Source organism: Psychrobacter sp. CX97 (genome assembly GCF_057396285.1).
In genome coordinates, this window is the sequence record NZ_JBXYJE010000022.1 from 1 (window position 1) to 8,055 (window position 8,055).

An 8,055-nucleotide genomic window follows, 5' to 3' on the forward strand; every position below is an offset into this window, starting at 1 on the left:
TTACATAGCACGATTGGTTATGTGTCGCCTTTTGAGTTTGAGAGACGATACTATGATAGTTTTAGTGAGTCAGACAAAGCTGCCTGACTCAAGCAATCCACTCTCCGATATAGTCGGGGCGGTTCAAATTGATTTAAACCAACTTAATATTTTAATTTGAGTGTAGTGATAATACTTTTTAAAATAAAAATTTAGGGATTATATTTATAAATACTATGTTAGACAATTACATTGTAAATTAATTTGAAAGGCTAAGTTTAGATTACTTGAGTTTTTACAGCTGATGTCACTTCTAGAATAGTGTTGATTTATTAGATATTAATCAAAAATACAGTAGCACTTTTCTATCATGTCAGGCTTGCTATAGGTATTACTTAGCATTTGAACCCGAAGACATATTTAACGGTAAAATTGAATTAAATGAATTTTACTTAGTTGGTATACGTAATCTGAAATGAAATCAAGGAACTTGTGTTAAGTAAGACTGCTGTATCTGGAGTTTTAATGTGTAATGGCAAAGTTTACCGTTATTATATAAGGTAGCTAAACAGCAAATTTCTATTATACGGAAGATAAAGCATGGTAGCTTTGTTTATATAGATCGTTATCTAGTAATTCAAGAGTTTGAAAGAATGATTTGACATTTAATTTTTATCTACTATTACAATCTCTAAATTTATAATTATCTACAATATTACTGGTGAGTTAAATTGGCGATTCTTTCAGAAAAGTTACGAAAAATACTTAAGAAGTTTTTACGCCATCCTATTGTTTCATTAAAGGATATTTATATAAAGCGTTTCATACTCAAAAATAATAAAAATATTCAAAATAACTTTAACCAACTTTTGATTTTTAAAAGTGCTTATGATGTAAATAGTATGAAGTATGGTGAGGAGTATTTATGGCCATATCTACGTAATCATTTATGGGCTAATATTAATTCTATTTCAATCGGTAATTTAAGGGATTATGCTCTCAAACCATCGAGAATTCAGGGTGTGTATTTTGAGGATTTACATGAGAGTCAAAAAAAAATATTAAAAAGCCTGCCAAACTTCATAAATTCTAAAAATCACGAAGAGTTTGAACAAAGTGATTTTGTATTTTTTGTAATGCAGGATTCAGTTGAAAAAACTGAAGTAAATGGAAGAGTTTCTCATAAAGATATAGATTTATACTATAATGAAGCACGTAAGGTCTCTACTGCAATAAAAATTGAAGTTATAAGGAGTCGAAATTTTTCTAATGATTGGAATAGGTATATTGAGCCAGTAATATTAATAGCTTTAACAAAAACAAATTTTCAAATTGCTAAAGATAAAATTTTATATGATAAAAGTTTCTTTAATAAATTCAAAAAGCTATTACCATGTATAAAACCTATTGATGAGCATTTATTATTAGCTATCTTTGAATATGAGCTTAATGCTAGAGAATATTATATTAATTTACTCAAATCTATTAGACCTAAAGTAATATTTTTAAACTTCTATCATAGATACGCCCCTCTCATTTCTGCAGCTGACTCTTTAGGAATATTAACTGTTGATATCCAGCATGGTATTCAAGGTACTTGGTCTCCCTTGTATAATAACTTTGAAGAATTAAGTCTTGTAGACTATCAAGCTCTTCCAGATTATTTTGCTGTATACTCCAAAAATGAATACAGTAATATTACTCAAAACTTTAAGTCAATTAATAAACACAAGCCTATAGTCATGGGTTATCCATTTCTCGAAGCTTCACAAGCTATAGAGAAGACTCCAATTAAAAAAAAATTAAATAATAGCACTAATCCCCTTAATAAAAACACTCTAAGAGTTTTATTTATTTTGCAAAAGCAAGAGAGTATTCCCGAGTATATTGTTAAAGCTATTAAAATGACATCTGATTTATGCATTTGGTATATAAGGCATCACCCTAAAGGACGTAAGTTCTTTAGGGCTCATAATAATAATTATAAAAATTTAATTATGAGTTCAGAAATTGATAAAATGCTCCCAAAAGATATTGTATCTTTAATGGACTTAAGTATATCGGAAGGGTCAACATTAAGCTTAGAGTTAAGCCTATTAGGAATGCCAGGGATTATAATTGGAAAAGAAGGGTTTGATAATTATACGAAAGAGATCAACTCAGGTTATTTTTATTGGTCAGATAAAAACCCCCTAAATTTAGTTAAAACTATAAACTACTTAAGTAAGAATAGCCATCGAGCCCTAAATGATTATAATAACTGCATTAATGCTGAAGAGTTTATTCATACTATTTGGAGACTGAGTAATAAAAAACACTAAGATATTGATGATTGAAATAAGAGTGGTACAAGTTTTAACATTCTTTTGGAGTTAACTCCGATGGATAATTATACTTAACATGGGTTATTGCCTTTGTAAATACCCCATCCTTAACACAACATCATCGTAGAATAATTAAGCAACCTGTCTATACTGGGCAGGTGTCATATCATTAAGTGAATCATGGGGTCTTTCAGTGTTATAAACCTTGATCCAATCTTCAGTCAGTTGACTGACCTCATTTAAGTTATTAAATAAGTAACAATCTAAAACCTCATTGCGATAACTGCGATTAAACCTTTCAATATATACATTTTGATAAGGACAGCCAGGCTCAATATAGTCAATAAAGATATCATGAGCCGCTGCCCAATCAGTGAATGTGCTAGATGTAAACTCACTACCATTATCTACTCTTATTTGCTTAGGATAGCCATGCCACTCGGCTAGCTGATCAAGATACCGGATCACTCTTAAAGATGGCATACTGGTGCCAATATCAATGCCTAATACTTCACGGTTATAATCATCAATCACATTAAAGGTGCGAAAGCGAATGTTGTTATGAAGCTTGTCACTCATGAAATCCATTGACCACGTATGACCTAATGTATTTGGTACACTTAGCGGCTGAGGGTTGCGTGCTGGTAGACGTCTTTTAGACTTACGACGTAGGTTTAATCTCAAAGCCGTATAGACACGGTGTACGCGTTTGTGATTCCATAAATAATCAAGTGCTCGAATGCGTTTAAAGCATTTTGGGAAACCCCAACGGTTATGTTTGTCAGTGAGCTCATTTAAAACATTAATAATCTCACTATCATCAGGCAGCTTAGGCTGATAGTAGTATGCTGTCCGACTGATACAGACTACCTGACAGCTAACTGATATACTAACCCCATGCTGCGCCTGTAATTCCTGCGCCCAGACTTTGCGCTCGTGGGCAGGCGCTATAGCTTTTTTATGATCTCTTCCTGCATCTGCGCTTTGAGGCTTAAATCAGCAAACATCTGTTTAAGTCTGCGATTTTCTTCTTCAAGCTCTTTTAATCGTTTGACGTCAGACGCTTCCATGCCGCCATACTTAGCCTTCCATTTATAGAACGTCGAGCTAGCAATCCCGTATTTACGGCACAGCTCTTTGGCGGGTATCCCTGCATCAGCTTCTTTTAAAATTGATACGATTTGGGTCTCAGTCATTCGTTTGCTCATATCAAAACTCCTTATGGGTATTTTATAAGAAATTCTACGTTTGAGCTGTGTTATTTTAGGGGATAGTTACACATGAGTTTTTAATTTTTTTAAAATTACTATAAATATCTATATTTGAAGCAGTTTATTGAGCATTTTTTTAATAAAAGGTTGTTTCTTTAACCGGCTGTTTTCTTGTCTTAAAATCAAGTTCTCTTTAACGGTAGCTCTAATATATTGCTGACTTTGGTTAAGTTGGTAATCTCCTTTCATTAATTTATAAACTTCGCTCTTAAATCTAGTGGCCGTGTCATTACTTTGATTAAAAAGTTGCTCTCTAAGAGTACGTTGACCTTCTAAGAATGTTGTACTCTCACTACGTATTTCCTTTAATATTTGGGGTAGTTTTTCAGGACTACATACTCTTAAGCCTATATTTGACCTTCGTACGTATTCTAAACTGTACTTATCTATTTTATTACTCTTAAAGATATCTGGAATCTCTAATAAAAAAATAGGTTTACTGAAATAAAGAGCATCAAAAATGGCACCACTGTAATCTGATATGAATACATCACAAATAATTAATAACTCTAATATGTCTGTGTTTTCGTAAAAAACTAAACAGTTTGTGAATGGGAGGTGAAGGTTTTCTTTATTTAAAATAGAGGTATTATGGTGTAGCTTAACCAGTACATTGTATTCATTAGCTAGATTACTAATGGCATCTTTATAGATTGGTAGGCTACTAAGATCTCCCCAAGTGGGTGCATATAATATTGTGGGGCGAGAAGGGTCTACTAGCGTTTTGAACTTTTCAATTATTAAAGCCTTATAATTGTTATCACTGAATTTATCAAAATTAGGATTACCGATGGAAGCGGTAGGTGAATAAGGTTGGATTTTGTCAGTTGCATATTGACCATAAGTTAAATTTAAATCTGCAAGTGAACGCCATGTTCCATAGTTGTGGGGTTCTTTAGCATATCCATACTGTAGCATTACGATTTTTGTAATTTTAAAATATGCAATCTGATAAAAAGGTGTCTGGCATATTAATACGTCTACATTCCCATCTAAATTGATAACTTCGTCTTTCGGAATCCTTTGTATGCGACCATTGAACTCTTCGAGCAAGTTATCATCGAAGATATCAGTATTATTATTCTTTTCTTCAATTATAAAACGAGCACTAGGTATTGCTCTCATTAATTGTGAAACGTGTCGAAGCTGAAAAGGGTTCCAGCCAATGAAAGCGATACTTATATTTTCAAGCATAAGGGCTCGATTCGGACAGTTCTAGAAGTTTTGTTATAAACTTTTGTGGAGTGGGGGTTTCAGAAATTTTACCACGATCTGATTGAATTGTAGTCTCCATAGATATTAAAGTTTCAATAATATTGTCCGAATCTGCAACTGAGTGAAATAATAGACCACTATCAATCTCTTGAACATAGTTGTCTCTGCCTTCTTTGCCGACAATCAAGCTAGGAATACCTAATATCTGTAGCTCAAGACTTAGAACAGACCCTTCAGAAATACACATGTCTAAATAATTTGAAAGGAAGTTTATCGGGGCGCGATCTAAGGTTTCATGTAAAATGACATTACTTAAATTGCAAAAATCTTTGCGATTAAAACTATGACCTTTCGGATGATGTCTTATTAGCCATATATATCTAGATTGCGTATTCCTTATTGCCTCTAAAAGGTAGGGAGGAATGTATCTTTGCTTCAGGAGGATTAGAAGTATTTTTTTTTGACCAGAATTCAAGTTACGTAGGAAGTTCTCGTATTCAGTATTTTTGAAGACAGTATTATTATTGGTAAGCCATGAATAACCCATTAAGATTGGTTTATGCTTATTTATAGAACTAAAGTTCTTATGTATATTTTTAGCTTCTCGTTTTGAGTAAACTGCAAAATAGTCAGGAAGTGCTTGATAATCTCGATATGCAATCTCTTCAAAATTATTATACAGAGGGGACCAACCTATTTGTACACCATGTTGTAAGTCTACGGTAATAATGCCGAGTTTATCAGCCGCAGAAATCAAAGGTGCATACCTGTGATAGTAGTTAAGAAAAATTAGTTTAGGTTTAATCAACTTTAATAGCTCAATATAATATTGACGGACATTTAGCTCATAGTTAAAAATTTTAATTAACTCAAGTTTATTGATACTGGCTATTATTGGTATATATTTTTTAATATTTTTGAAAATAGAGTCATCAAACTCTATTTGACTGCTAAAGTCTCGCTGATCAACTTTAGATATACCGATTAGCTGAGCTGGAAACTTATATCGACTCCAGTCATTTGCTAGTTTATCAGTGCGAATGACTTCAAATTTTTGTACGCTTCCTATATTAGCGGCAGCTTCTAAATAATGATCCGTGTATTTGTGATATATAGAACCATTGATTTCGAGTTTCTCTGTAGCATTTTGCATGACAAAGAATAGAATATCACTTTGAGTTAAACTACTCATGTTTTCTGAATGTATGATATTGTGTTCATTAATTAATTTATTTCTTACATTAGGTGTAAAATCCTCAATAAAACTTCCTTGAATTCTTGAAGGTTTTAAATGGTAATCATTATAGTTGCCTAGTGAGATAGAATTTATATTCGCCCATAGATGGTTACGCAAGTAAGGCCATAAATACTCATCTTCATATTTAAGGCTATTTACGGGGTAATTTTCTTTAAAAGTAACAAGCTGGCTTAGATTGGCTTGAATATTAGTATAATTTTTTAGTCTAAATCTTTTAAGGTATATATCACGTAATGAAACAAATGGATGCTTAAAAAATTTATTTAATTTATTAATAGCCTTAGCTCGTTGTTTATTATCTTTATTCACAAGCTGATATCCGATCTAATACGTGAGATGATATCTGTACTTGATATGCTCATCGTTCTATCTAAATAAACAACTTGGCATATGTCACTGTATTCATCAAACTTACCTTCCCAATCGTTACCCATGACTAATATATTAGCATTATATTTAGTCAAGTACTGTCGTTTTTCTTCCATCGATTCTTCTAGAAAAACACTCTTTACACAGCTCAGAGCTGATACGATGCTCATTCTCTCATGCTGTTTATAAATAGGCATCCTGTTCTTTTTTTTAGCGCTAAAAGAATCACTCGATACACCAACATAAAGCTCATCCCCAAGTTGGGCCGCCCTTTGGAGTAATCTTAGATGTCCATAATGAAATAGGTCAAATGTTCCAAATGTAACAACACACTTCATAAACTTCTCGAAAGGTAATTTAAGGCAACTTAAGTTCTTTATATAGGCGTATGATATCTCTATTTATTAAAGAATTAATTGTGGGTAAATAACTGCTACTTCTGTATTGATATTTTATCATAATTCTTGTACACCAATCTTGAAGGTTTAAGGTGAACCGCCCCGTGATTGTCGGAGACCTAACTTTCTGAGAGAATACGACAATGAAAACACGAAACTATACCCCTGAAATAAAAGAGCGAGCCGTCCGTATGCTAATTGAAGCTAAAGACGACTACCCATCCACCTGGTCAGCCATCAAAGCCATAGCGCCAAAGATAGGTTGCACGCCTGAGACACTACGATCGTGGCATAAAAAGCACATTGATAAAACCATTCCTGCAAATATTCAAGCTCAAAGCCAAGCGGAGCGTATTAAAGAGCTAGAATGTGAATGCAGAGAACTTAGACAAGCCAATGAGATCATAAGGAAAGCTGCAGCTTTTTTCGCCCAGGCGGAAATAGACCGCAAACCTTAGTGATGGTTCAATTCATTGACGAGCATAAGCCTGTTTATGGCATTCAAGCTATTTGTAAAGTCTTGCCGATTGCTCCATCAACCTACTACCGCATAAAAGACTTAAACGACAATCCGGAGAAACGTTCACAGCGTAGTTGTCATGATGACTTCTATCTTAATGAGATTAAACGTATATGGAAGGACAGCAAATGCCGATACGGTGCTCGTAAAGTCTGGAAACAGTTGAAATCCGAAGGTATACATCCTGCACGCTGCACTGTAGAGCGGTTAATGCGTCAACATGGCATGCAGGGTATCTGGCGAGGTAAGGGCAAGATAACCACTAAGTCTCGTGATGATCAAATACGGGCAGACGACTTAGTTAATCGTAACTTTAATGCCCATCGTCCTAACCAGCTATGGGTGGCTGACTTTACCTACGTTAAAACATTGAGTGGTTGGGTCTATACTGCGTTTATTATAGATGTGTTTGCCCGTAGTATTGTTGGTTGGAAAGTGTCTAATCGTATGAACACCGATATGGTAATGGCAGCGTTAAATCAAGCGATAGCCGACAGAAACCATCCTAAAGATGTGATTCATCATAGTGATCGCGGCGTACAATATTTATCTATTCGCTATACTGATAAGATGGCTGATTCTGGCGTCATTGCGTCTGTTGGCATGACAGGTAATTCATACGATAATGCATTAGCTGAAACGGTTAACGGGCTTTATAAAACGGAGGTGATTGATTATTTAAAACAACAGTGGCAAGGTGTGAGTGATGTTGAATTAGCAA

6 protein-coding genes and 1 other annotated feature are annotated in these 8,055 nt (G+C 34.0%); of the genes, 2 read left to right on the top strand and 4 right to left on the bottom strand.

The window, feature by feature from the left end; genetic code table 11:
- Positions 1–710: 710 nt before the first annotated feature.
- A complete protein-coding gene (locus AC2SLL_RS12045; protein WP_486531929.1) occupies positions 711–2,300 on the top strand; it encodes a hypothetical protein in 1,590 nt (529 codons plus the stop codon).
- 135 nt (positions 2,301–2,435) lie between these two features.
- Here AC2SLL_RS12045 and AC2SLL_RS12050 read toward each other — a convergent pair.
- The 4 genes from AC2SLL_RS12050 to AC2SLL_RS12065 all read right to left on the bottom strand — a co-directional run bounded on the left by AC2SLL_RS12050 (position 2,436) and on the right by AC2SLL_RS12065 (position 6,754).
- Positions 2,436–3,511 (bottom strand): IS3 family transposase gene (locus AC2SLL_RS12050; RefSeq protein ID WP_486531930.1). Its coding sequence is split into 2 segments (ribosomal slippage): positions 2,436–3,290 and positions 3,293–3,511, totalling 1,074 coding nucleotides; the frame shifts between segments, so codons are not numbered across the junction.
- Between the two features lie 108 nt (positions 3,512–3,619).
- Positions 3,620–4,768, bottom strand: coding sequence for a CDP-glycerol glycerophosphotransferase family protein (locus AC2SLL_RS12055; protein WP_486531931.1), 1,149 nt, complete (start codon positions 4,766–4,768; stop codon positions 3,620–3,622).
- Complete coding sequence (locus AC2SLL_RS12060; RefSeq protein WP_486531932.1) at positions 4,761–6,356, bottom strand: hypothetical protein; 1,596 nt, start codon at positions 6,354–6,356, stop codon at positions 4,761–4,763. The genes AC2SLL_RS12055 and AC2SLL_RS12060 overlap by 8 nt, the downstream gene beginning before the upstream one ends.
- Positions 6,353–6,754, bottom strand: coding sequence for an FAD synthase family protein (locus tag AC2SLL_RS12065; RefSeq protein ID WP_486531933.1), 402 nt, complete (start codon positions 6,752–6,754; stop codon positions 6,353–6,355). The genes AC2SLL_RS12060 and AC2SLL_RS12065 overlap by 4 nt, the downstream gene beginning before the upstream one ends.
- 203 nt (positions 6,755–6,957) lie before the next feature.
- On the opposite strand from AC2SLL_RS12065, the gene AC2SLL_RS12070 reads away from it, so the two are divergent.
- A protein-coding gene (locus AC2SLL_RS12070) for an IS3 family transposase (RefSeq protein WP_486531934.1) occupies positions 6,958–8,055 on the top strand; the annotation gives its coding sequence in 2 pieces (ribosomal slippage) (positions 6,958–7,234 and positions 7,234–8,055; 1,099 coding nt annotated over the 2 pieces). This gene is flagged as partial in the annotation.
- Positions 7,233–7,349 (top strand) — a sequence feature (AL1L pseudoknot). It overlaps the preceding gene by 117 nt.

What these genes read in the sequence shown, in the direction of transcription:
- AC2SLL_RS12055 (WP_486531931.1), bottom strand. Translation starts at nt 4,768, where the DNA reads ATGCTTGAAAATATAAGTATCGCTTTCATTGGCTGGAACCCTTTTCAG.
- AC2SLL_RS12065 (WP_486531933.1), bottom strand. Translation starts at nt 6,754, where the DNA reads ATGAAGTGTGTTGTTACATTTGGAACATTTGACCTATTTCATTATGGA.